Origin of the sequence: Actinophytocola sp. (genome assembly GCF_036378875.1) — a bacterium.
In the GTDB taxonomy this organism is placed as follows: domain Bacteria; phylum Actinomycetota; class Actinomycetes; order Mycobacteriales; family Pseudonocardiaceae; genus Actinophytocola.
Map to the genome: position 1 here is coordinate 39165 of NZ_DASUVO010000057.1, position 23215 is coordinate 62379.

Consider the following 23215-nt stretch of genomic DNA (forward strand, 5'->3'; position numbering starts at 1 on the left):
CCAAAACAGACCCGTCAACCGGATTACCGGCGTCACCCGCCGACCGCGGCCTCCTGGTAACGCCTCAGCTCAACGGGATCGTGGGCGCTGATCGTCTCCACCTCGTCCCCGTGCTCGGCGACGAGCGTGCGCAGTCGATCCTGATTGGACAGTCGGGCGGCGCGGTCGGTCTCCACGATCCCTTGGAACAGGCGCAAACCAGTCGGACAGTCCGCGGCGGAACGGGTCTCGCCGTGGAAGAAGTAGGCGTCACCGCAGTGCAACAACCATGTGTCGTCGGTGCGGACGGCGACGCCGGCGTGTCCGAGGGTGTGCCCACCGAGCGGTACGAGCAGGATGTCCGCCGGCAGCCCGTCCAGTTGCCGGACGGCGTCGAACCCGAACCAGGACTCGCCCGCGGTGTCGTAGGTCTGCCAGTTCGGGCCGTGTGACCACTGCGCGGCCCGGTACCGGGCCCGGTCGCGCCCGTTCACCCGAGCCGTGGCGTTGCGCAGTTCCTCGCCGTAGACGTGGACCGTGGCGTGCGGGAAGTCGCGTAGCCCGCCGGCGTGGTCGAGGTCGAGGTGCGTGACCACGATGTGCCGCACGTCCTCGGGCCGATAGCCGAGCTTGACCACCTGCCGGCTCGCGGTTTCCTCGATGTCGAACAGCGGGTGCGTCACGAACTGGAACTGTTTGGGCAGCGAGCCGTCGGGGTTGGTGACGTCGTCGACCCCGAGTCCGGTGTCGACGAGCACCAGTCCGTCATCGGTCTCCACGAGCAGGCAGTGACACACCATGGTGGCCCGCCGCAGGAACCCGCCCCGGCCGTCGACCAGACGGCCGCCGAACGGCCGCATGGTGCCACAGTTCAGGTGGTGCACGCGCATTTACTTGGCCCCTTCGATGAGAACACGCAGATCAGCGGCGACCTGGCGCAGCGGCGCCACGTCACGCTGGGTTTTGGCGAGCAGCAGGGCGCCTTCGACCGCGGCCAGGACCGTGGTGGCGAGCCCGGGTGCCCGTTCCGTGCTGACTCCTTGCCGCAGAAGGAAATCAACCACGACGTCCCGCCAGGAGCCGTACGCGTCCGCACACGCGACCCGGATCGGCTCACTGTCCCCGGCCGCGTCGAGCGCGACCGTCGCGATAGGACACCCATCACGGAAGCCGGACGCCACGAGCCGGGTGGCGAACACCTCGAGCGCGGCGTCCAGATCGCGCGCGCCGCTCAGCCGACGCCGGACATCGTTGGCGGACAAGACAAGCGACTCCGCGGCGAGTTGCTCCTTCCCGCCGGGGAAGTGAAAGTAGAGAGACCCCTTGGGCGCCCGCCCTTCGGCGACCACCTGGTTGAGCCCGGTCGCGTGATACCCCTGCGACTGGAACAGGGTGGCCGCGGTCTTCAGCAGCCGCTCTCGAGTCTCCCCACGCTTAGCCATGCCCAAACTATATAGACCGGTCTAGTCCAAAGCAACCGCGAGACTCGCGAGGCGGCTGCGCCACCCGGACGATTTCGTCGCGAGCCGGCGACGGGGAGGATTGACCCATGGTCGTGCGCTCGTACCCGTTCGGGCCGGTGAACCGTCTGCGGATCGATCCGATGTACGGCTGGCTGCGGGACAACGAGCCGCTACCGCGGGTGAAGCTGCCCTACGGTGACGAGGCGTTCCTGCTGGTGCGGTACGACGACGTGCGCACGGCGCTGGGTGACGCGCGGTTCAGCCGCGCCGAGGCCGTGACGCGCGACGTGCCCCGGCTGCACCCGGACAAGGTCGGCGTGCTCCTGACCGACCTCGACCCGCCGGAGCACACGAGGTTGCGGCGGCTGATCGCGAAGGCGTTCACCGTGCAGCGCGTCGAACAGCTGCGGGCCAGGGCGGAGCAGGTCGCCGCGAGCCTGCTGGACGCGATGGTGCAGGCCGGGCCACCGGTCGACCTGACGGAGTCGTTCGCCGTCCCGCTGCCCAGTCTGATGATCTGCGAGCTGATGGGCGTGCCGTACGAGGACCAGGACAGGTTCCGGGACTGGGTCGCGGCGTTCATGTCGGTCACCGCGCTCACCAACGAGGAGCGGCAGGCGAAGGTCGGCCGGCTCGCCGCCTACCTCGGGGAGCTGGCCGCACAGCGCCGGGAAACGCCGGCGGACGACCTGCTCGGCGCGCTGGTCGTCGCCCAGGAGGAACAGGACCGGCTCACCGAGGACGAGCTGGTCCAGCTGACGCTGCTGATCCTCGCCGCGGGCTACGAGTCGACCGCGAGCCAGATCGTCAACTTCACCTACACGCTGCTGGGCCACCCCGACCAGCTCGCGTTGCTGCGGGCACAGCCTGAGCTGATGCCGGGCGCGGTGGAGGAGCTGATGCGGTGGGTGCCGCTGCTCGCCACCGCGGACACGCTTCCCCGCTACGCGCTGGCGGACGTCGAACTGAGCGGCGGCACCGTGCCGGCGGGCGATCCCGTGCTGCTGGCGAAGCACGCCGCCAACCGCGATCCACGCAGGTATCCCGACCCGGACCGGCTCGACGTCACCCGGGATGCCAAGGGCCACCTGGGTTTCGGGCACGGCGCACACCACTGCCTCGGTGCGCCGCTGGCACGGATGGACCTACGGGTGGCGCTGGACGCACTGCTGATCCGCCTGCCCGCACTGCGCCTCGCGATCCCGGGGGACGAGATCGAGTGGAAGACCGGCATGGCCGTACGCGGGCCGGTCACCTTGCCTATCGCCTGGTAGGACGCCGGACCTTGATCAGGTCCCTGTCCGTGGCCGAGGCACGCAGGTCGCGGAAGTCGACGCCGAACGCCTCCACCGCGCGGGCCGCGAGCGCGAGGCCGCGGTCGCACACCGCGCGGTCCGTCTTCTCGACCTCGGCACGTAGCTCGACACGAAAGCTGAAGAAGGCCAACGCACGGTCGTAGGACAGCACTCCCTCCTCGGAGAAGCCGCTGTCGAGCATGTCGTGCTCGTCGGCGGCGGCCAGCAGCCGGGCACGGCCGGCCGTGTCGAGGTCGGTGAACCGGCCGCGCACGAGTACGCGGTAGGTGTGCTGATCGGGCATGTCGTCCCCTCAACGATCGTGGTCGGGCGACAGGGTGGCGGAACGAGCCCGTCCAGGCAAACGATTTCCCCCAATGTCCACATAGGACACTGAGCCGTTCGGCCTATTGCCAGCACATCCGAGCGATGGATACGTTGCGTACACACGCGGACGCTGGGGGTGGCCGCCGTCTGGGGCACCCTGCCGCACCGGAAACGGAAGGGCTCAGGGTGCGAAAGATCGGCTTACGAAGAATCGGCACCGGCGTGGCCGTCATGGGGTTGGTGCTCGCCACCGCCCCCGCGGTGCACGCCCAAGCACGCACCACGGCAGAGCTGGGCCGGACGGTCACGCTCGTCACCGGCGACCAGGTCGTCCTCCACGGCGGCGTGGCACGCGAGGTGCGTCCCGGCCCCGGCCGTGAGGGCATGCGGTTCTCGGTCCACAAGGCCGCCGGCCACCTGTACGTCATCCCCGCGGACGCACTGCGCGCGGTCGCGTCCGGCCGGGTCGACCGGCGCGTCTTCGACCTCACCACGCTGACCGAGTTCGGCTACGACCGCCGTGACACGGTCCCGCTCATCGTCACCGGGCCGAGCGCGACGAGGGTCGCCAACACGGGCCGGGCGCTACCCAGCATCGACGGCTACGCGTTCGACGCCGCCAAGGGCTCGGCCTGGCGCACGGTCACGGCCTCGCGCGGGATCAGCAGGATCTGGCTCGACGGCAAGCGCAAGGCCGTCCTGGACCACAGCGTGCCGCAGATCGGCGCGCCGGCCGCGTGGCAGGCCGGCTACACCGGCGCGGGCGTCACGGTCGCGGTCATCGACACGGGCGTCGACCAGACCCACCCTGACCTCGCCGACCGGGAGATCGCCGAGGAGAACTTCAGCGGCGCCGACGACAACGTCGACCACTTCGGGCACGGCACCCACGTCGCCTCGATCGTCGCCGGCACCGGCGCGAAGTCCGGCGGCAAGTACCGCGGCGTCGCGGCCGGCGCGTCGATCCTGGACGCGAAGGTGCTGGACGACTCCGGCTTCGGCCTGGACTCGTGGATCATCGCCGGCATGGAGTGGGCGGCCAAGGAAGGCGCCGACATCGCGAACCTGAGCCTCGGCGGCACGGACACGCCCGGGATCGACCCGCTCGAAGCGGCCGTCAACTCGCTGTCGGCCGAGTACGGCACGCTGTTCGTGATCGCGGCCGGCAACTCCTTCCGAGACGGCACGATCGGCTCGCCGGGCAGCGCGGACGCCGCGCTCACCGTCGGCGCCGTCGACCGTGACGACAACCTGGCGGTCTTCTCCAGCCGAGGACCGCGCGTCGGCGACGGCGCGATCAAGCCGGACGTCACCGCGCCGGGCGTGGACATCGTGGCCGCGCTGCACTCCGACGGCACCATCGGCGAGGAGGTCGAACCCGGCTACACGGCCCTGTCCGGCACCTCGATGGCCACTCCGCACGTCGCGGGCGCGGCCGCGTTGCTGGCCCAGCAGCACCCGGACTACACGGGCGCACAGCTCAAGGCCGTGCTGTCCGCGTCCACGAAGCCGCATCCCGACCTGACCGCGTTCCAGCAGGGCTCCGGCCGGATCGACGTGGCACGGGCGATCACCCAGACCGTGGTGAGCGAGCCGACGAGCGTCAGCATCGGCACGGTGCGGTGGCCGCACGACGACGACGCGGCGGTCACCAAGCCCATCACCTACCGCAACCTCGGCGACGCGGACGTCACCCTGTCGCTGGCGCTCGACACGAAGGCGCCGGCGGGCATGTTCTCGTTGAGCGCCAACGAGGTCACGGTCCCGGCCGGCGGCACGGCCGAGGTGACCGTCACCGCCGACGCGCGTACCGGGAGCGTGGACGGGTTCTTCTCGGCGGCGGTCGTGGCGACGTCGGGGACGTCCGTGACCCGCACGCCGGTCGCGCTGGACCGCGAGGTGGAGAGCTACAACCTGACCCTCGAGGTGGTCGACAGGAACGGTGCGGCCACCAGCGAGTACAGCGCGCTGCTCATCGGCATGACCAACAACGCCTTCGCGCTCCCGTACGACGAGGACGGCAGCGTCGAGGTGCGGCTGCCGAAGGGCCAGTACCTGCTCGACAGCACGATCGTGACGCCGGCCGGCGAGCGACCGGACTTCTCCCTGCTCATCCAGCCGAACCTGGTGCTGGACAAGGACACCACGGTCCAACTGGACGCGCGGGTGGCCAAACCGCTCAACATCAAGCCACCCGCCGAGGCGAAGCTGGCGATCGGTGACATCGGCTACACGATGAGCAGCGAGACCAGCAGCATGGGTTCGGCGTTCCTGACCGACGACGTGAGCAAGGTGTACACGGCCCACCTCGGCGCGCCGGTGCCGGGCACCGCGTTCACCAGCAAGATCAACACTCAGTGGTTCGGCGAGGACGATTCGTTCTACGGCCTGTCCTGGTTCTCGCACGGCACCATGCCGACCGGGTTCACGAAGGTGGTCCAGCAGCGGGAGCTCGCGACCGTGCGGTCCGACCTCGGCACACCGACCCCGGACCGCGCCGGCGGCGCGATCACGTTCCCGTTCCCGGTCGAGGGCGACGGTTTCGTGTTCGGCATCGTGCAGGACGTGAAGCTGCCCAGCACGCGGGTCGCGCACCTCACGACGGACGCCGTGCAGTGGCAGTCGATGCTGCTGCAGGTGAACGAAGAGGGGATCGAGGAAGCGCAGTTCACCTCGCCGTTCCAGCGGTACCGAGCCGGCCGGACGTACGGGTTGCGGTTCAACCACGGCATGTTCGGCCCGTCGATGACCGACGACGGGTTCGTTGGCGACGCGGTGTACCGGTTCGGCGACGAGCTGTACGTCGCGCCTGCGCTGTACGGCGACGGCGCGGGCAACGTCGGCTATTCCGTCCTGTCCTCGGCCACGTTCGAGCTTTACCGCAACGGTGAGCTGATCAGCTCGTCCAACGAGCCGGGCGGGATGGCGGTGGTGCCGCCGGACGACGCGGAGTACCGGGCAGTGGTCAAGACCACGCGGGCACGCGACGTGTTCGACGTGAGCACGGCCGTTGACGTGTCCTGGACGTTCCGGTCCGCACACGTTGACGACGAGACGCTGGTGCCGCAACCGGTGTCGGCGGTCCGGTTCACTCCCCGACTGGACGACGACAACTCGGCCAGGGCGGGCAGGCCGTTCGTGGTGCCGGTCTCGTTGCAGCACAACGAGACGGGCGCACTCGACCGGCCGCGCACGCTGAAGGTCGACGTCTCCTACGACGAGGGCAAGACGTGGCGGAAGGCCGATGTCCTGCTGAACCTGGCGGTGCTGCTGCACCACCCGGCAGGCGCCGAGTCCGTGTCACTGCGGGCGACCGCCACCGATCGGGACGGGAACTCCGTGACGCAGACGGTGATCCGGGCCTACAAGCTGCGGAAGTGAGTGACCAGCCCGCGATCGTCGACCACGTGGAAGGCGATCGCGGGCGGTAGGCCGAAGTCGACGATGTGGTCGCCCTCGGCCGGGAGAACCAACGTCGACACCACGCCGGGCGCCACGACCAGTGGCCGCCCGGCGAAGGTCGTCGTGGCCGCGGTGTGCGCGTGTCCACAGAGGACCGCGAGCACCTTGTCGTTCAACACTTCCGCGAGCTGTACGTCGTTCCCGAGCCGGATGTCGTCGACGTACGGGACGTGCAGTGCGACCGGCGGATGGTGGAAGCAGACCAGCGCGGGATCCTCGGTGTCGGAGAGGACCTTGTCCAGCCAGGTCAACGTGGTGTCGTCGAGGAGCCCGTCGGCCCGGCCGGGAATCGACGAGTCACACATGGCGATCGTGAACCCCGCGAGGTGGTGCACCTGGTTGACGGGCTCGCCACTGCTGTCCTCACCGAGCAACGTGGCGCGGTACGCCTCGCGCACGTCGTGGTTGCCGGGACACGGGAGCACCGGAAACCGCAGAGAGCCAAGGAGTTCACGCACGACCCGGTACTCCTCGGGAGCACCGTGGTCGGCGAGGTCACCGGTCGCGAGCACCCCGTCGACATCGCCGGGCAGGGCGTTGACGTAGTCGATCACCTGCTGGGCACGGCGAAGCGCGCGGGCGCCGCCGTCACCCTGGTAGTCCTGGCCGATGTGTAAGTCGCTGATGTGGGCGAGCGTCAGGGGCACGGGTTCACCACCAGGTGGCCGGGTCGCGGCCGGGTTGGCGCGGGCCGGCCAGGGCGACCGACGCGCACGGGACGCGGATGTGGGTGAGGCGACCGAAGTCGCTGTCGGTCTCGGTGAGCCAGGGCGTCGGGTCCACTTCGGACACAGGACCCTCCTGCCGGCCGAGATCGTGCAGCCATTCCGCCGTTCTGGCAAGGGAAAGCCGCACGTGCCACGAGCCGCCCTCGGTGGCCCGACGACGCAGTGCCGTCATCGCCCCGTACGCGGCGAGCCAGCCAGTGGCATGGTCGAGTGCCTGCGCGGGCAGCGGGCGCGGCTTGTCCGTGCCGGCGTGCGCGGCGATGCCGCAGGCCATCTGCACGAGGCTGTCGAAGCCGCGTCGGTCCCGCCATGGCCCGGTGTGTCCGTAGGCGGCGAGGCTGACGACCACGATGCCGGGGCGCGTCGCGGCGAGGTCGGCGGGACCGAAACCCTTGCGTGCCAGGGAACTCGGTCGGTACGACTGGACGAACACGTCCGCGCCGGCCACCAGCGCCCGCAGCTCGTCGCCGAGGCCCACAGTGCACTGCCGCTTGCCGAAGTCGGTGTCCCGCACCAGGTCGAGGAGCACCGGCCAGCCCGGCGGGGTGACGTGGAGGACGTCCGCGCCGTGCGCCGCGAGCACGCGACCGCACACGGGCCCGGCGATGACGTGGGTGAGGTCGAGCACCCGCGCGCCGTCGAGCGTGAACGCCTCCGGTGCCGCCTCGCCGATCTTCTCGATGGCCACCAACGGTTCTTCCCGGACCGCTCCGCCGGGACCGGTCTCGAGCCATTCCTCGCGGGTGCGCATCGCGGCGGCCGCGCCACCCGCCGCCAGCACCCGCTCCTCCACCTCGACCGCCGAGTGGCGGGCCACCTCGGGGGCGGGGTCGGCACCGAGGGCGTCACGGATCGCCGCCGCGTGGTGCGGGTAGTTGGCGTGCAGGCGTACCCAGCCGTCAGCGGCGCGGTAGTCGCCGGACAGCGGCGCCCACAACGGTTTCGCCGCCTCGCCGACCACCCTGGTGTGACGCTCGCTGCGGAACGCCTCCGCCGCGTGCCCGACGTCCACGGTGAACCCCGTGTCACCGCGTGCGGCCTCGGTGGCCATCCGCACACAGGTGGCGGCCAGCTCCGCCACCCGATAGGGGCCGGGGAGAGGATTCATCTACGGCAGGTTGGCGACCAGCTCGGCGGGGGCGATCTTCGTGCCGGTGTAGAACGGGATCTCCTCGCGCACGTGCCGCCGCGCCGTGCTGCCACGCAGGTGGCGCATGAGGTCGACGATCCGGTGCAGCTCGTCCGCCTCGAACGCCAGGATCCACTCGTAGTCACCGAGGGCGAAGGACGCGACCGTGTTGGCGCGCACGTCCGGGTAGTCGCGGGCCATCTTGCCGTGCTCGGCGAGCATGCCGCGCCGCTCCTCGTCCGGCAGCAGGTACCACTCGTAGGACCGCACGAACGGGTACACGCACACGTACTTGCGTGCCGGCTCGCCGGCCAGGAACGCCGGGATGTGGCTCTTGTTGAACTCCGCGGGCCGGTGCAGCGCGACCTGGCTCCACACGGGCGTCGACGCGCGGCCGAGCGCGGTGCGGCGGAAGCCGGCGTACGCGGCCTGCACCTGCTCGATCTCCTCGGCGTGCCACCAGATGAGGTAGTCGGCGTCGGCACGCAGACCCGCCACGTCGTACACGCCCCGGACCACGACGCCCTTGCTCTCCAGACCGTCGAGGTACTCCTGCGCCTCGGTGGCCGCGGGGCCCCGGTCGTCGCCAAGGCGACCCGGTTCGGCGCGGAACACCGACCACATGGTGTAGCGGATCGTGTCGTTGAGCTCGGCGTAGTTCAGGCGGGCCATGACTTCATAGTGCCAGGTGCGCGGCCACGCGTTCCGCGGCGGCGGTCGCGGTGCGCACGCACGCGGGGATGCCCACCCCGCGGAACGTGGCCCCCGCCACGGCCAGCCCCGGCACGGCCGCGACGGCCCGCTCGATCACGCCGACCTCGGCCGCGTGTCCCACCCCGTACTGCGGCAGGCCGCCACCCCACCTGGTGACCGCCCACGCCACCGGTTTCGCGTCCACACCGGACAGCTCGGCGAGGTCGGCCAACACGTCGGTCAGCAACGCGTCGTCGTCGCGGCGCAGTGACTGCTCCTCGCCGACCCGGCCCACCGACGCACGCAGGCGCACCCGCTCACCACCCCACTTGCGGCTGGTGAAGGTGAACGCCTTCGCGGTGAACGGGGTGCCGTCGCGGTACCGCTCCCCCACGGCGAGCAGCACACCGCTCGCGTCGGGGAGCCTGACGTCCTCGGGCAGGACCATGGACACCACGGCCATGGACCCGACCTCGATCCGGGCGTAGGCGGCGGACGCCTCGGGAGCGGCCTCGTCCAGCAGCCGCCGGGCGGCCGGCGGCGGCACGGCCAGCACCACTGCGTCGGCCTCGATGAACCGCGGCCGGGGCACCGGTCCCACCTCGACCCGCCACCCCTCGGCGCGCTCCTGGAGAGAGCCTTCCGGACGTGCCAGCCGGCGAACCGTCGTGCTCAGGCTGATCTCGGCGCCGGACTGCCGGGCCAGCTCGTCCACCAGCGCCGTCATACCGCCACGCAGCGCACCGAAGATCGGTTTCGGGGTGCCCTGGGCACTCGGCAGAAGACGACTCGCCGCCGCCGTCAGCGAGCCCGTCTCGTCGAGCGCGGCGACCAGTGCCGGCATGGTCGCCCGCAGGCCAAGCCGGTCCGCACGGCCCGCATACACGCCGCCCAGCAGCGGCTCCACCAGGTGGTCCACCACCTCGCGGCCCATCCGCTCCGCCAGGACCGCGCCGACGGCGACGTCCTCGTCCTGCTCCAGCCGCAGCGGCGGCAGCGACGCCTCCCCGGCCACCCGCTCGACGGCCTCCGCCGACAGCACGTCCCGCACCGCGTCCGGACCCGCCGGCACACCGAGGAACGTCCGCTTCGGCAGGGAGACCGTCGCGCCGCCCGCGTGGATCGTCGCCGCGGCCTTCTCGGGGTGCACGAGCGCCGCACCCAACCCCAGCTCGGCCACCAGGTCGGCGGCGGCCGGGTCACGCATGACAAACGCCTCGGCACCGACGTCGGTCGGCGTGCCGTCCAGGTCGACCGTGCACAGCTTGCCGCCCAGCCGGTCGGACTGCTCCAGGACCGTCAGCCGCGCGGCCGGCCCGAGCAGTTTCCGGAGTCGGTACGCGGCGACCAGCCCCGAGACACCGCCACCGATCACGACGACGTGGCTCATGTCGGTGTCCCAAGGGTGCCCTTCAGGGCACTCAACCCAGGTCCACCGATGGTCTTGGTGGCTTGCGTGCGGTTCGGTGGTCCCGCGGTCACGCCACGGGCGATGTCCTGAAAGACGCGCTCGTGTCGTTGAACGTCCCCATAGCGTCTTTCAGGACACCAGCCATGTCCCCACCGCGTCCTTCGCGGCGCCATCAGGGCTCCAGGCTGTGCACCAGTTCGACCACCCGAGTGAGCACGTCCGGGTCGGTCTCCGGCAGCACGCCGTGCCCGAGGTTGAAGATGTGCCCCGCGGCGGCGCGGCCCTCCGCGTGGATGCGCCGCACCTCGGCCTCCACCACGGAGAAGTCCGCCAGCAGCAGCGCCGGGTCCAGGTTGCCCTGCACCACCGGCCGTTCCGCACCGGCTACGGACAGCCGGCGCACGGCCTCGTCGAGCGGCACCCGCCAGTCCACGCCGACGACGTCCGCGCCCGCCTCCCACATGGCCGGCAGCAGCTCGCTCGTGCCGACCCCGAAGTGGATGCGGGGCACGCCGGCGTCCCCGAGCGAGCCGAGCACGGCCGTGGAGTGCGGCAGCACCAGCTCGCGGTAGTCCCGCTCGGACAAGGCACCCGCCCACGAGTCGAACAGCTGCACCGCGTGCACCCCGGACGCCACCTGCATCCGGAGGAACTCCCGTGTGATGCCGGCCAGCTTGTCGAGCAGCGCGTGCCAGGTCGGCTTGTCCGAGTGCATGAGCGCCTTGGTGCGCTCGTGGTGCCGGCTCGGCCCGCCCTCGATGAGGTACGACGCCAGCGTGAACGGCGCGCCCGCGAACCCGATCAGCGGCGTCGCGCCCAGCTCGTTGCGCAGCAGGCCGATGGCACGGGCGATCGGGCGCAGCTGCTCCGCGGTCACCGTCGGCAGCGCGGCCACCTGCTCAGCCGTGCGGATCGGCTCGGCCACCACAGGACCGGTGCCTGGCACGATCTCCACCCCGACGCCGGCCGCGACCAGCGGCACCACGATGTCGCTGAACAGGATCGCCGCGTCGACGTCGTGCCGTCGGACCGGCTGCAGCGTGATCTCGCAGACCATCTCCGGGTTGAAGCAGGCCTCGAGCATCGGCATGCCCTCGCGCAGCTTGCGGTACTCGGGGAGCGAGCGGCCAGCCTGCCGCATGAACCAGACCGGCGGGCGGCTCGGCGCCTCACCGGCGGCAGCCGCCAGGAGCGGCGCGGTCTGCACCTGCTCCGTTGGCTGGTTCTCGTGGCTGGCGGGCCGGTCGGCCGCCGCTCCGGTGGCCATGTCAGCGCTCATGTAGCCAGCCTGCCACGCGCTCGTCCGATGATCGCCAGGTGGCCCGTGAACGACTGTCGGTGTGCATAAGTCGGTGACCACACCGGCGCGCCGTCCCCACTCACTGACTCGGGTGGTCCTACAGTTACGAGTCGTGACCAGTACGTCGGGAGCGCCCGAACTGTTCACTCAGGCCGTCGCCGCCCTTCAGGGACTGCGGCCCCGGCCCGAGTTGCAGCTCGGCGTCGTTCGCGCTCCGCAACGCCTCGCGCCGTGGGCGTACGCGTTCACGGCGGAGATCACCGGTCCGGAAGACGAGCTCGCCACCGGCCGGCTCATCCTGCTGCACGACCCGGAGGGCCAGGAGGCCTGGGACGGCGTGCTGCGGGTGGTGGCCTACGTGCGGGCCGAGCTGGACGCGGAGCTGGCGGCCGACCCCCTGCTGCCGGCCGTGGGCTGGTCGTGGCTCACCGACGCGCTGGAGGCCACGGGCGCCGAGTTCCGGGCGCTCGGCGGCACGGTGACCGACACGTCCTCGGCGCGTTTCGGCGACATCGCCGGCCCGGCCAGGACCGACGACCTCGAGCTGCGTGCGTCGTGGACCCCGGTCGACGCGAACCTGGCGCCGCACGGCGAGGCCTTCTTCGACCTGATGGCCAGCGTGGTCGGGCTACCGCCGGTCGGCGTCACGTTGTTTAGTCAACGACAAGGATTCTGAGGGTCGCGCTTATTAGCCTGCTCTGGTTCTACGTGGAGCAAGCGATTGGGAGGACCCGTGTTCCGCTGGCGCAAATCAAGCTATAGCGGTAGCGACGGTGATTGTGTCGAGCTGAGCCGCGACGGGGCGGTTCGGGACAGCAAGAACCCTGCCGGGCGGCTCATCCGTGCCGACCTCAGGGTTCTTGTGAGCGCGATCAAGTCCGGTCGATTCGACCGCTGAAACAGACCGACCTGGCCAGGCGGGGGCCTGGCCAGGCCAATTCCATCACTGCTTTGCCGCGTAGGCCTCCGCGTCGGCCAGCACACGCAGCACGTTCTCGCCCGCGAGCTTCGCGCACTCCTCCTCGGTCCACCCTCGGTCCAGCAACGCGGCGAACAGCGCCGGGTAGCGGCTCACGTCCTCCAGGCCCACCGGCAACTCGCTGACCCCGTCGTAGTCACCGCCGAGCCCGATGTGGTCGATCCCAGCCACCTCCCGCGCGTGCTCGAGGTGCGTGAGAACCGTGTCCAGGCCGACCTTCGGCTGCGGCGGACCGCTCCAGGCGGCCAGGAACTCGTCGCGTTCCTGGAGGTCCGAGTGTTTGGCGCCGGCGGCGGCCATCGCCGCCGCCACCTCGCGGTCCCACTCCACCAGTTCCGGCGACACGAATCGCGGCACGAACGTCACCATGCAGACGCCGCCGTTCTCCCTGAGCCTGCGCAGCACGTCGTCCGGGACGTTGCGCGGATGGTCGGCGACGGCCCGGCACGACGAATGGCTGAAGATGACCGGAACTTCCGCACAGTCCAGCGCGTCCCGCATGGTCGTGGCGGCCACGTGCGACAGGTCGACGAGCATGCCGATCCGGTTCATTTCCCGGACCACGTCCCGGCCGAAGTCGGTCAGACCACCAGCCACCGGTTCGTCGGTGGCGGAGTCCGCCCACGACACATTGTCGTTGTGCGTGAGTGTCATGTACCGCACACCAAGGCGATAGAGCGCCCGCAGCACGCCGAGCGACTCGTTGATGGCGTGCCCACCCTCGGCTCCGAGGAACGATGCGATTCTGCCGTCCGCGAACGCCGCCCGAGCCTCTGCCGCGGTCCCGACCACACGAAGGTGCGACGGATACCGAGCGGCTAGGGTGTGGACAAGTTCAGACTGTTGGATGACAGCCGTTACGGCGGCGTCTCCGGTGAACCGGCACGGAACGTAAACAGACCAGAACTGCATTCCGACCCCGCCGGCCCGCAGTCGTGGGATGTCCGTCTGGAGCCGTGGTTGCGGCTCCGTCAAATCCACCTCAGCGGCCTCGGACCGGGTCTCGTCGACCTCGGGAAGTTGACGTAACGCCCATGGCAGGTCGTTGTGCCCATCAACCAGCGGGGTGGACTTCAACAGCGCCTGAGCGCGTTCGAAGGAAGGGCTGTGCACTACCGCGACCTCGTTTCATCGAGTTCCAGGCCATCGACGTTACGTCACTGAGCAGAAGTCACCCGATCGTGTTACACCTGCCCACAAGTGTGATGTCTCGATTGGATAGATAACGAATTGATCATCCCGCTAACCCGCTTGGGGGGCTAGGCTGCGGACGTCGACACCACTTTCGGTCCAATGGCGGCGCGGCTGTTTGGCCGAAGGTCCCGGTGTAGGTCGGGGGGCACGACCGACTCCAGGGAGGTAGTGACGTGGCTGCCGTCGGCTTAGGTCAGGCCGCTCGAACCACGCCAGCCGGCGTCTTGCCGGCGAACATGGTCCCGCACCCGCGGGAGGAACTGTTCTCGGTGCTGGTGGTCGATGACCATCCGTTACTAAGGGAGGCGATAGCCGCCCGCTTGACCCAGATGGGTGCGGGCACCGTCCACGAAGCCGCCACGGTGGCTGAGGCAAGGGCGCGAGCGTTGGCCACAGGGCCGTGCGATCTCGCGATTCTCGACCTCGGACTACCGGATGGCTCTGGGATTGAGCTGGTTACCGAGCTGCGTGGCCATGGTTGGCCCCGCATCGTGGTGCTGGCTTCGTCCGATGACCCGTACGCCGTGCGTTCGGCCTTCCAAGCAGGGGCTCAGGCCTACCTGCTGAAGTCGGCCTCGCCGGTGGTCGTGACCGACGGGGTTCGTCGGGTGCTCGAAGGCGGCGTCTACGCCGACCCGAGCGTCGCGCCGATCCTCGCAACGGGAACGCGGGTCCCCGGCACCGACAACACACCGCGTGAGCTTTCGGCGCGCGAGGTGGAGGTGCTGCAGCTCGTCGCGGACGGGCAGTCCAACAAGGAGATCGGCGAGGGACTCAACCTGTCAGCCTTGACGGTGAAGTCCCATCTCTCGCGGATCGGCAGGAAGTTGGGCACCGGTGACCGGGCACAGATGGTCGCTCTGGCCATGCGTGCTGGCGTGATTCGCTGAGCAGTTGAACCGTTCGGCCGGGCTTGCGAGGGCATTCGCGAGCCCGGCCGAATGGCCACAAAGCGTAACGAAAGGGTCGCTGCCTGCGGAACTGTCCCGCGCGTGACGTATGGTCATCCGCCGTGGGTGAGACGGGGACGGGAGCTGGGACGACTCAGCCGGCACAGCCTGAGCCGGTGCTGCTGACACAACCAGCGGAAGGCACACCGGACGTCGTTGAGACGTTCGAAGCACTGCGTACGGCCTCGGCGGCGTTGGCCGCCGGACGTGGGCCGGTCGCGGTGGACACCGAGAGAGCCTCTGGCTACCGGTATTCCCAGCGTGCGTACCTCGTACAGATACGCAGGGAGGGTTCCGGCACGTTCCTGGTCGACCCCGTGGCGCTGGACGATCGCATCGACCCGTTGATCAAGGCACTGGACGGCACCGAGTGGGTGCTGCACGCGGCGTCACAGGACCTGCCGTGCCTGGACGAGCTGGGCCTCAAACCGGCGAAGCTGTTCGACACCGAGCTGGCCGGCCGGCTCGCCGGCTTCGAGCGGGTCGCACTGGGCACGCTCGTGGAGCTGATGCTCGGCTACCGCCTGGAGAAGGGCCACGGCGCCGCGGACTGGTCGCGCCGCCCCCTGCCGCAGGACTGGCTGGACTACGCGGCACTGGACGTCGAGCTGCTGATCCCGCTGCGCGACGCGCTGGAGGAGGAGCTGGCGACCCAGGGCAAGCTCGAGTGGGCGCTGGAGGAGTTCGAGGCGCTGCGTACGGCACCGCCGGCACCGCCACGGGCCGAGCCGTGGCGCCGCACGTCCGGGATCCACCGGGTTCGCTCCCCACGCGGCCTCGCCGCGGTCCGGGCGCTGTGGGAGGCCCGCGACACGCTCGCCCGGCAGCGGGACATCGCACCGGGGCGCGTGCTGCCCGACGCGTCGATCGTGCAGGCCGCGACCACCGCGCCGACCAGCGAGGAGGCGTTGCTGCAGCTGCCGGTGTTCAAGGGCCGCGCACAGCGCCGGATAGCGGATGTCTGGCTGCGTGCGTTACGCACCGCCGCCGGCCTCCCGAAGAGCGAGCTACCGGACCCCTCACCGCCACACGACGGCCCGCCGCCGCCGAACCGCTGGGGCGACCGCGACCCGGCGGCCGCCGCCCGGCTGTCGGCGGTGCGGGCCGAGCTGGTCAAGATCGCGGAGGCCAACCGGCTGCCGGTCGAGAACCTCCTCCAACCGGACCTGGTCCGCCGCACCTGCTGGCGGCCGCCCGCCGAGCTGTCGGTGGAAAGGGTGGCGGAGGCGTTGCGTGGTGGCGGCGCCCGCGAGTGGCAGGTCACGCTGACCGCGGAGGCGCTGTCCTCCGCGCTGAACGGCGCCAAGCCGTAGTCAGCGACGCCCGGCTGCTCCTGCGACCATGGAGAGATGCCCGGCAAGGCGTGGATCGGCACGTCAGGGTGGCGCTACCCACCCTGGCGAGGTGTGTTCTACCCGCCCGGATTGCCGCAGCGTCGTGAGCTGGAGTTCCTGTCGAGCCAGCTGACGTCCGCGGAGATCAACGGGTCCTTCTACTCGTTGCAACGACCCGAGTTCTACCGCCGCTGGTACGCCGAGACCCCGCCGGAGTTCCTGTTCGCGGTCAAGGGCGGCCGGTTCATCACCCACATGAAGCGGCTGCGGGGCGTGGAGACGCCGCTGGCGAACTTCTTCGCGAGCGGTGTGCTCGCGCTCAAGGACAAGCTGGGCCCGGTCCTGTGGCAGCTCCCGCCCAACCTGCGGTACGACCCCGAACTGCTCGCCGACTTCTTCGACCTCCTGCCCCGCGACACCACCGCGGCGGCCATCCTCGCCGGCAAACACGACGAGCGGCTCGAGGACCGGGCACTCACCGAGGCCGACGAACACCGCCCGCTGCGACACGCGCTGGAGGTCCGGCACGGCAGCTTCACCGACCCCACACTCCCCGACCTGCTGCGACACCACGACATCGGGCTCGTGACCGCCGACGCGGCCGCCGACTGGCCCTACCTGGAAGACGTGACCGCCGACTTCGCGTACGTCCGCCTCCACGGCGCCACCGAGCTGTACGCCAGCGGCTACGACGACGAGGCGCTCGACACGTGGGCCGACCGGGTCCGTGGTTGGACGGCAGCCGGTTTCGACGTCTACGCCTACTTCGACAACGACATGAAGGTGCGGGCGCCGGTCGACGCGATCGGGCTGCTCACGCGGCTGGCAGGTGGACCGTCACGGTCAGACCACCGCCGTTGACCGCCTCGGCCGTGGCCGTGCCGCCGTGCGCGCGCACCACCGCCCGCACGATCGAAAGGCCAAGACCCGTGCCCGTGTGGGCTGTTCGAGTCGCGCCACCGCGGCGAAAGGACTCGAACAGCTCGTCCACCCGCTCGGGATCGACCTGCGCACCGGAGGACGACACCCGCAGCATCGCCCAGCCGGGCTTGGAAATCCCCGTGCGCACGTCCAGCCAGCCGCCGTCCACGTTGTGCCGCACCCCGTTCTCCAGCAGGTTGCCGGCCACCCGCTCCAGCAGCGCGGGATCACCGGCGACCGGCGCCGGGGAGCACGCGAAGGAGGCCCGCACACGGCGCCGCTCGGCCTCGACACGCACGGCCTGCCACGCGCTGCCCACCACGGTCGCCAGGTCGACCCGCTCGACCACGCCGATGCCCATGCCGTCGGTGCGGGCCAGCAGCAACAGGGCGTCCACGAGCTGGTTCGCCCGCAGCGCGGCCGAACGCACCACGTCGGCCATGCGGCGCAGCTCGTCGGTGTCGGCCTTCGGGTCGGCCAGCGTGACGTCCAACTCGGTGCGGATCACCGACAGCGGGGTCCGCAGCTCGTGGGAGGCGTTGGCGACGAACTGGCGCTGCGCGGAGAACGTGGCCTGCAGCCGGTCGAGCATGGCGTCGAACGTGTCGGCCAGCTCGGCGACCTCGTCCCTCGGACCGTGCAGTGCGATCCGCTCGCCAAGCGACTCGGCGGACAGCCGGCGCGCGGTGCCCGTGACGTCCCGCAGCGGTTTGAGGACCCGGCCGGTGAACGTCCACGCGAGCAACGCGGTCGCGACGACCACGCACACGAACGCGACAGAGCCGGCCACGAGCACGCGGCTGCGGGCATTGTCGCGCAGCACCTCGTTGAGCTGGTCGGCCTTCACGAGCACGCCACCGACCCGGACCGTCGTGCCGGCCGGCAGGGACGGGTTCACGACCGACTCGCCGGCGAGCATCCAGCCAAGCCACAGGAGCAGCGCCGCGGCGATCGCCACCAGAACGGTGGCCAGAAGCGTGATCCTGGCGCGAAGTCCTGGCCCGCGCCGCGTCTTCGTCGAGCTGGACGCCTCGCTCATCGACTCAGCCTTCGCCGCGCTCGGGTGTCACTCCACCCGGCTCGCTGCCGGCACCCGGTAGCCGGAGCCGACCACGGTGTCGATGATGCCGGGTTCGCCCAGCTTCTTGCGCAGTGTCATGACGGTCACGCGCACGGTCGTGGTGAACGGGTCGGCGTGCTCGTCCCACACGCGTTCCAGCAGCTCCTCACTGCTGACCACCGAGCCGCTCGCCGCCAGCAGCACCTCGAGGACCCCGAACTCCTTGCGGGTCAGGTCGACCTGCTGGCCGGCGCGGGTGACGGTACGGCGAGCCGGGTCCAGCTCGACGTCGCCGGCCCGCAGCACCGGCGGGGTGACCGGCGTGGCGCGCCTGGCGAGCGCCCGCACCCTGGCGACGAGCTCGTCGAACGCGAAGGGCTTGGCGAGGTAGTCGTCGGCGCCGAGGGACAGCCCCTCGACGCGGTCGGCGACCGAACCGCTGGCGGTCAGCATGATGACCCTGGTCAGCTGGCCGGAAGCGACGATCTCGCGGCACAGCTCGTCCCCGGACATGCCAGGCAGGTCCCGGTCGAGCACCACCACGTCGTAACGCGTGACACTCGCCTTCTCGTGGCCCTCGTCGCCGTCCAGGGCGACGTCCACGGCCATGCCCTCACGACGCAGCCCTCTTGCGATGGCGTCGGCCAGGGGTTCTTCGTCCTCGACGATCAGAATCCGCACCCTACAACGGTGCCACAACCCGGGACGGCCGTGCGGTCAACCCCATGTCACTCTGAGCGGGCCGCCGGCGTCTGGACTGACGAGCACGCAGGCACCCGCGCGACGAAGGAGCCCGGGGGCCTGCGCGCGCAGGAGGGAAGACGCCGGGTAAAGGCCCGCGAACGCCGAGCGGAGCGAGGCAGTCCTACTCCGTCAAGCCTGGGTCGCCCAGTGCGATCTTGCCCGCGTAGGTGAGCGTGCTCTCCGGGGTGAACGGGTGGAAGGTGCCGGCGCGAACGTCGCGGTAGGCGCGTTCCATGCCCGACTTCCGGAAGAACGACCGGCCGCCCATGAGGTCCATGGCCAGGTCGACCACCTCGATCGCGGACAGCACCGCCTGCCGCTTGGCCAGCATGACCGTCGAGACCGTGTGCGGGTCGGCGACGTAGTCCTCACCAAGATCGGTGACGGCGCCCGTCAGCGACCACCAGGAGGTGCGGAGCTTCGCGTCCATGAGCCCGACCTGACGGTGCACCCGGTCAAGCGCCGCCAACGGCCGCGGCCCCCGGCTGCCAGCCATCGCCGCGGCGACGGCCCGTTCCGCGGCACCGGCGGCGATGCCGTGATAGGTGGCGCCGACGACCGGCGCGAAGTGCAGCACCGCGGCCATGAGCGGCGCGCCGAACTCGCCGTAGGGCCGTCTTCCGGTGATCTTGTCGGCGGGCACGAACACGTCCTCCAGCACCACGTCGTGGCTGGCGGTGCCGCGCATGCCCAGGGTGTCCCAGGTTTCCTCCAGGCGGACGCCCGGGGCGGCGAGGGGCACGCTGAAGTGCAGGACCTCAGCGTCGCCAAGCACCGCACTCGTGGCGACGACGGTCGCGCCGGGCGACTGGCTGCAGAACACCTTGCGGCCGCTGACAAAGAAGCCGTTGTCCGTGGGCACGGCCGTCGTGGTGGGCCAGAGCCAGTCGGAGCCGCCGCTGGTCGCGATCACCATGCCCTCGGCGGCCACGCGGCGAAGCACGGCCTCGGCGTCGGGCGCGCCCTTGCGGTGCCGGTAGACCTGCATGAGCGTCAGGTACAGGTGCATGGCGACGGCGAGCGCGGTGGCGCCGTCGTGACGGGCGAGCGCGGCCTGCGCGTGGCAGACCTGCCGCATGGTCGCGCCGAGCCCACCCATCTCGATGGGCACGGCCAGTGCGAGGTAGCCGTGCTCACGCATGGCGGCGTAGGCCTCGGTGACGAACGTGGCGTCCCGGTCGTGCTCGGCGGCGTGCGCGGCGGCCACCGCGCCGATCCGCTCGGCAAGCTCGACGAAGCGGGTGTCTGTGGCATCAAGTGTGCTGGTCATGGAGCTGACGCTAGAAACGCGCGGCATGCCCGAGTAGTGCAGAAACTGAACTGCCCGTAACGGCTCTCGCATGGAGGCGAGTACAGGACATGAGGACGTATGGCCAGTACTGCCCCATCGTGCGGGCCGTCGAGGTACTCGGCGACCGGTGGACACTGCTGATCGTGCGGGACATGCTGGTCGGCGCCACCCGGTTCAACGAGCTGTCCCGCGGCCTGCCCGGCCTCTCCAGGGCACTGCTGTCGCGCCGCCTCCGGCAACTGGTCCACGCGGGCCTGATCGTCCGCACCGACGACGGCTACGCACTGACCCGCGCCGGCGAGGACCTGCGCCCACTGGTGTTCGGCCTGGCCGACTGGGGCGCCAGACACGCGTTCGGCGACCCGAAACCCGAGGAGCTGGACCCGGAAGTGCTGATGTGGTGGATGCACGGCCGGATCGACACCAGCGCACTGGACAAGCGCACGGTGATCCAGGTCGAGATCGCGGACCGCATCCGCAAGTACTGGCTGGTCCTGGAACCGGGCGACGCGTCCGTCTGCTACACCGACCCAGGCTTCGACATCGACGCCGTACTGGCCGCCGACCTGGCCACCCTGTACCGAATGTGGGTAGGCGAGATCGAACTACTGGACGCGGTACGCGCGGGCCTCATCGACCTCACCGGTGTGCGCTGGGTCGTCCGCGGCCTACCGAACTGGCTACGCCTGAGCCCGGTGGCCCCATCCGTCCGCGCGGCCCAAGAACCCGCGAGACACTGAGCCCCCGACCTGCGGAAGGTGCTCCTTGGGGCGATGCCCCGAAAGACGCTTTCCTGTCGTTGAACGTCATCAGCGCGGCTTTCGAGACATCGACGATGCTCCGAACGCGCCCTTCGAGACTCGCACCCAGCGGGTGCGATGGGCCGATGGGCCGCGGTGTCGGACGTCTCCTGGTTCTGAGCCGTCAGGGCAGTTCGGCCGGGGTCGGGGTCACGTCCGTGCGGGTGGCGATCCACTCCGTGATGCGGCGGGACACGTTCTGCGCGGTGATGCCCAGCTGGACGAGCACCTCCGGGCGTGTGCCCTGCACGTGGAACTCCTGTGGCAGACCGACGTCCCGCAGTGGCACGTCCACGTCCGCGTCTCGGAGTGCGGCGGCCAGTGCCCAGCCGAAGCCGCCGTGGCGGCCGTTGTCCTCGACCGTGACGACCAGGCGGTGCTCGGCCGCGAGTGTGACCAGTTCGGCGGGGACCGGGGTCACCCAGCGCGGGTCGACGACCGTCACGCCGATGCCCTGGTCGGACAGCCGGTCGGCGGCCGCCATGCCCAGTTCGGCCAGTGCGCCGACGGTCACCAGCAGCACGTCGCTCTGCTCGTGGGGGGCCGGGCGGCGGAGCACGTCCACGCCACCGAGCCGTTCCAGGGCCGCGACCTCGCCGCCGACCGAGGCCTTCGGGAAGCGCAGCACGGTCGGGCCGTCCTTCACGGCGACCGCCTCGTTCAGCTCCTCGCGCAACGTCACCGCGTCGCGGGGTGCCGCGACGCGGATGCCCGGCACGACACCGAGAAGTGAGAGGTCCCACATGCCGTGGTGGCTCGCGCCGTCGGGACCGGTGATGCCGGCGCGGTCCAGGACGACGGTGACCGGCAGGTTGTGCAGCGCGACGTCCATCAGCAGCTGGTCGAACGCCCGGTTGAGGAACGTCGAGTAGATCGCCACCACCGGGTGCAGGCCGGCCATCGCCATGCCGGCCGCCGACGTGACCGCGTGCTGTTCGGCGATGCCGACGTCGAACCAGCGGTCCGGGTGGGTCTCGGCGAACTTCGCGAGCCCGGTCGACCGCAGCATGGCCGCGGTGATCGCCACGATGTCCGGCCGCTCGTCGCCGATGCGGGCCAGCTCGTCGGCGAACACGGAGGTCCACGACGCGGCGCCCTTTGCCGTGGTGAGCTTGCCGGTGACCGGGTCGATCGGGTCGGTCTGGTGCATCTGGTCGACCTCGTCGTTCTCGGCGAGGGGGTAGCCACGACCCTTGCACGTGGCGACGTGCACGATCACCGGCCCGCCGAACTCCTTCGCCCGGCGCAGGGCGGCGTCCAGCGCGGCGTGGTCGTGCCCGTCGACCGGCCCGAAGTACTTGAGGCCCAGGTCCTCGAACATCATCTGCGGGGACAGCGCGTCCTTGATGCCGCGCTTGGCCGCGTGCAGGGCCGCGTACAGCGGCTTTCCGACGACCGGGGTGCCCTGCAGCATGCGCTTGCCGGCCTCGAGCGAACGTTCGTAGCCGGGCGAGAGCCGCAGCGACGCGAGATGGTCGGCCAGCCCACCGATGGTCGGCGAGTAGGACCGGCCGTTGTCGTTCACGACGACCACCATCGGCCGGTTCCGGCCAGCGGCGATGTTGTTGAGCGCCTCCCAGCACATACCGCCGGTCAACGCGCCGTCACCGACCACCACGACCACGTGCCGCCGCTCGCCACGCAGCTCGAACGCCTTCGCGAGCCCGTCGGCGTAGGAGAGGCCGGAGGAGGCGTGGCTGCTCTCGACGAAGTCGTGCTCGCTCTCGGCACGGCTCGGGTAGCCGGACAGCCCGCCGCGCTTCCGCAGCCGGTCGAAGCCCTCCTGCCGCCCGGTGAGGATCTTGTGCACGTAGGCCTGGTGGCCGACGTCGAAGATCACCGGGTCGTCCGGTGAGTCGAAGACCCGGTGGATCGCCATGGTCAACTCGACCACCCCGAGGTTCGGCCCCAGGTGACCGCCCGTGGTCGTGACCTTGTCGACGAGGAACTCACGGATCTCGGCCGCCAGCCGCGGTAGTTGTTCCACGGGAAGCCTTTTCAGGTCCGCCGGGCCGTGCACAGAGCCGAGCAGGGAGTCCTGGTCGGTCACCGCTGGTCACCTCAGTTCTCAGTCGCGGGACGTCGTGCCGGTTCCCGCCAGTCTACGACCGGCTCAGATCACTCCTCGCGGGCTCCGAGCGACCTTCACGCTGTC

Annotated in this window: 21 protein-coding genes; 8 read left to right on the plus strand and 13 right to left on the minus strand. The window is 70.6% G+C overall.

What is annotated here, in order from left to right; genetic code table 11:
- Nucleotides 1-32: 32 nt before the first annotated feature.
- Both VF106_RS16745 and VF106_RS16750 read right to left on the minus strand, forming a co-directional pair.
- Nucleotides 33-869, minus strand: coding sequence for an MBL fold metallo-hydrolase (locus tag VF106_RS16745; RefSeq protein ID WP_330840646.1), 837 nt, complete (start codon nt 867-869; stop codon nt 33-35).
- On the minus strand, nt 870-1421 hold the full coding sequence (locus VF106_RS16750) for a TetR/AcrR family transcriptional regulator (protein WP_330840647.1): 552 nt from the start codon (nt 1419-1421) through the stop codon (nt 870-872).
- A gap of 107 nt (nt 1422-1528) precedes the next feature.
- Here VF106_RS16750 and VF106_RS16755 point away from each other — a divergent pair, with 107 nt between their 5' ends.
- Nucleotides 1529-2716: a cytochrome P450 gene (locus tag VF106_RS16755; protein ID WP_330840648.1), complete on the plus strand. Its 1188-nt coding sequence runs from the start codon at nt 1529-1531 to the stop codon at nt 2714-2716.
- Here VF106_RS16755 and VF106_RS16760 read toward each other — a convergent pair.
- Nucleotides 2703-3041 (minus strand): DUF6204 family protein, encoded by a 339-nt coding sequence (locus VF106_RS16760; RefSeq protein ID WP_330840649.1) that lies wholly within the window; start codon nt 3039-3041, stop codon nt 2703-2705. The two genes, VF106_RS16755 and VF106_RS16760, sit on opposite strands and share 14 nt — an antisense overlap.
- A gap of 209 nt (nt 3042-3250) precedes the next feature.
- On the opposite strand from VF106_RS16760, the gene VF106_RS16765 reads away from it, so the two are divergent.
- Entirely contained in the window at nt 3251-6445 is a 3195-nt protein-coding gene (locus VF106_RS16765; RefSeq protein WP_330840650.1) for a S8 family serine peptidase, read from the plus strand.
- On the opposite strand, the gene VF106_RS16770 is transcribed toward VF106_RS16765, so the two are convergent.
- The 5 genes from VF106_RS16770 to hemE all read right to left on the minus strand — a co-directional run bounded on the left by VF106_RS16770 (nt 6427) and on the right by hemE (nt 11766).
- Nucleotides 6427-7173: a metallophosphoesterase gene (locus tag VF106_RS16770; protein WP_330840651.1), complete on the minus strand. Its 747-nt coding sequence runs from the start codon at nt 7171-7173 to the stop codon at nt 6427-6429. The genes VF106_RS16765 and VF106_RS16770 overlap by 19 nt on opposite strands.
- Nucleotides 7174-7177: 4 nt before the next feature.
- Nucleotides 7178-8362, minus strand: coding sequence for a CoA transferase (locus tag VF106_RS16775; protein ID WP_330840652.1), 1185 nt, complete (start codon nt 8360-8362; stop codon nt 7178-7180).
- Complete coding sequence (hemQ, locus tag VF106_RS16780; protein WP_330840653.1) at nt 8363-9055, minus strand: hydrogen peroxide-dependent heme synthase; 693 nt, start codon at nt 9053-9055, stop codon at nt 8363-8365.
- A 4-nt stretch (nt 9056-9059) separates the two neighbouring features.
- Nucleotides 9060-10466 (minus strand): protoporphyrinogen oxidase, encoded by a 1407-nt coding sequence (hemG, locus tag VF106_RS16785; protein WP_330840654.1) that lies wholly within the window; start codon nt 10464-10466, stop codon nt 9060-9062.
- A 193-nt stretch (nt 10467-10659) separates the two neighbouring features.
- The gene (gene hemE / locus VF106_RS16790; RefSeq protein WP_330840655.1) at nt 10660-11766 is read right to left on the minus strand and encodes a uroporphyrinogen decarboxylase; all 1107 of its coding nucleotides are present in this window, start codon (nt 11764-11766) and stop codon (nt 10660-10662) included.
- A gap of 133 nt (nt 11767-11899) precedes the next feature.
- Between hemE and VF106_RS16795 the strand changes: the two genes are divergently transcribed.
- Together VF106_RS16795 and VF106_RS16800 are read left to right on the plus strand one after the other, a co-directional pair.
- Nucleotides 11900-12463, plus strand: coding sequence for a DUF3000 domain-containing protein (locus tag VF106_RS16795; RefSeq protein ID WP_330840656.1), 564 nt, complete (start codon nt 11900-11902; stop codon nt 12461-12463).
- Nucleotides 12464-12520: 57 nt separating this feature from the next.
- Nucleotides 12521-12685: a DUF397 domain-containing protein gene (locus VF106_RS16800; RefSeq protein WP_330840657.1), complete on the plus strand. Its 165-nt coding sequence runs from the start codon at nt 12521-12523 to the stop codon at nt 12683-12685.
- Between the two features lie 45 nt (nt 12686-12730).
- Here the strand turns inward: VF106_RS16800 and VF106_RS16805 are convergent, their stop codons facing one another.
- A complete protein-coding gene (locus VF106_RS16805; RefSeq protein WP_330840658.1) occupies nt 12731-13879 on the minus strand; it encodes a dipeptidase in 1149 nt (382 codons plus the stop codon).
- A gap of 254 nt (nt 13880-14133) precedes the next feature.
- Here VF106_RS16805 and VF106_RS16810 point away from each other — a divergent pair, with 254 nt between their 5' ends.
- From VF106_RS16810 to VF106_RS16820, 3 genes are all read left to right on the plus strand, one after another.
- A complete protein-coding gene (locus VF106_RS16810) occupies nt 14134-14850 on the plus strand; it encodes a response regulator (RefSeq protein ID WP_133902500.1) in 717 nt (238 codons plus the stop codon).
- 176 nt (nt 14851-15026) lie between these two features.
- Nucleotides 15027-16223 carry an HRDC domain-containing protein gene (locus tag VF106_RS16815; protein ID WP_330840659.1) on the plus strand — a complete coding sequence of 399 codons (1197 nt, stop codon included), beginning with the start codon at nt 15027-15029 and terminating at the stop codon, nt 16221-16223.
- A gap of 36 nt (nt 16224-16259) precedes the next feature.
- Nucleotides 16260-17105 (plus strand): DUF72 domain-containing protein, encoded by an 846-nt coding sequence (locus VF106_RS16820; RefSeq protein WP_330840660.1) that lies wholly within the window; start codon nt 16260-16262, stop codon nt 17103-17105.
- Here the strand turns inward: VF106_RS16820 and VF106_RS16825 are convergent.
- The 3 genes from VF106_RS16825 to VF106_RS16835 form a co-directional block, all read right to left on the minus strand.
- A complete protein-coding gene (locus tag VF106_RS16825; protein ID WP_330840661.1) occupies nt 17059-18204 on the minus strand; it encodes a sensor histidine kinase in 1146 nt (381 codons plus the stop codon). The genes VF106_RS16820 and VF106_RS16825 overlap by 47 nt on opposite strands.
- 27 nt (nt 18205-18231) lie before the next feature.
- Nucleotides 18232-18906, minus strand: coding sequence for a response regulator transcription factor (locus VF106_RS16830; RefSeq protein WP_330840662.1), 675 nt, complete (start codon nt 18904-18906; stop codon nt 18232-18234).
- 184 nt (nt 18907-19090) lie between these two features.
- Nucleotides 19091-20239 (minus strand): acyl-CoA dehydrogenase family protein, encoded by a 1149-nt coding sequence (locus VF106_RS16835; RefSeq protein WP_330840663.1) that lies wholly within the window; start codon nt 20237-20239, stop codon nt 19091-19093.
- A gap of 89 nt (nt 20240-20328) precedes the next feature.
- Here VF106_RS16835 and VF106_RS16840 point away from each other — a divergent pair, with 89 nt between their 5' ends.
- Entirely contained in the window at nt 20329-21000 is a 672-nt protein-coding gene (locus VF106_RS16840; protein ID WP_330840664.1) for a winged helix-turn-helix transcriptional regulator, read from the plus strand.
- Between the two features lie 184 nt (nt 21001-21184).
- Here VF106_RS16840 and dxs read toward each other — a convergent pair whose 3' ends face one another.
- Nucleotides 21185-23110 (minus strand): 1-deoxy-D-xylulose-5-phosphate synthase, encoded by a 1926-nt coding sequence (gene dxs / locus VF106_RS16845; protein ID WP_330840665.1) that lies wholly within the window; start codon nt 23108-23110, stop codon nt 21185-21187.
- Between the last annotated feature and the right edge of the window lie 105 nt (nt 23111-23215).

Excerpts from the sequence above, each read along its gene's own strand:
- VF106_RS16745 (WP_330840646.1), bottom strand. The coding sequence starts at position 869 with ATGCGCGTGCACCACCTGAACTGTGGCACCATGCGGCCGTTCGGCGGC.
- VF106_RS16750 (WP_330840647.1), bottom strand. The coding sequence starts at position 1,421 with ATGGCTAAGCGTGGGGAGACTCGAGAGCGGCTGCTGAAGACCGCGGCC.
- VF106_RS16755 (WP_330840648.1), top strand. The coding sequence starts at position 1,529 with ATGGTCGTGCGCTCGTACCCGTTCGGGCCGGTGAACCGTCTGCGGATC.
- VF106_RS16760 (WP_330840649.1), bottom strand. The coding sequence starts at position 3,041 with ATGCCCGATCAGCACACCTACCGCGTACTCGTGCGCGGCCGGTTCACC.
- VF106_RS16775 (WP_330840652.1), bottom strand. The coding sequence starts at position 8,362 with ATGAATCCTCTCCCCGGCCCCTATCGGGTGGCGGAGCTGGCCGCCACC.
- hemQ (WP_330840653.1), bottom strand. The coding sequence starts at position 9,055 with ATGGCCCGCCTGAACTACGCCGAGCTCAACGACACGATCCGCTACACC.
- hemG (WP_330840654.1), bottom strand. The coding sequence starts at position 10,466 with ATGAGCCACGTCGTCGTGATCGGTGGCGGTGTCTCGGGGCTGGTCGCC.
- hemE (WP_330840655.1), bottom strand. The coding sequence starts at position 11,766 with ATGAGCGCTGACATGGCCACCGGAGCGGCGGCCGACCGGCCCGCCAGC.
- VF106_RS16820 (WP_330840660.1), top strand. The coding sequence starts at position 16,260 with ATGCCCGGCAAGGCGTGGATCGGCACGTCAGGGTGGCGCTACCCACCC.
- VF106_RS16825 (WP_330840661.1), bottom strand. The coding sequence starts at position 18,204 with ATGAGCGAGGCGTCCAGCTCGACGAAGACGCGGCGCGGGCCAGGACTT.
- VF106_RS16835 (WP_330840663.1), bottom strand. The coding sequence starts at position 20,239 with ATGACCAGCACACTTGATGCCACAGACACCCGCTTCGTCGAGCTTGCC.
- VF106_RS16840 (WP_330840664.1), top strand. The coding sequence starts at position 20,329 with ATGAGGACGTATGGCCAGTACTGCCCCATCGTGCGGGCCGTCGAGGTA.